Origin of the sequence: Mesorhizobium sp. GbtcB19 (genome assembly GCF_019091085.1) — a bacterium.
GTDB lineage: Bacteria > Pseudomonadota > Alphaproteobacteria > Rhizobiales > Rhizobiaceae > Mesorhizobium.
In genome coordinates this window covers 1-262 of sequence record NZ_JAGXJY010000291.1, presented here as the reverse complement: position 1 = coordinate 262, position 262 = coordinate 1, and the positions used below count along the sequence as shown (strand labels likewise).

The 262-nt window shown below is 32.1% G+C and carries 1 protein-coding gene; it reads right to left on the bottom strand.

Annotated elements, in window-relative coordinates:
• On the bottom strand, positions 1 to 262 hold a 262-nt coding region (locus KVT37_RS32330), incomplete at both ends, for a TniQ family protein (RefSeq protein ID WP_217579043.1).

Sequence of the window (262 nt, the reverse complement as noted above, 5' to 3'; positions counted from 1 at the left end):
ATATTGTTGTTGCAGTTGAACCTGATTCTGTTGCTGATAATTACTATTCAATAATTCTTCAACATATTTTGCATAAGTAAGTAAAACTTCCTTATCTCTTTCGTTGACTTCCAACAATTTTTTCTTATTTGCAGTATTTTCAGGTGTCGCAATAATATATTCGTGTTGATTACCCGCTTTTACTGGAACTATTGTTTCATATAAAAACGTTTGATGTTTTGGGCAAATATACACTCCAGGTACTTGATGGATACGATGCCAA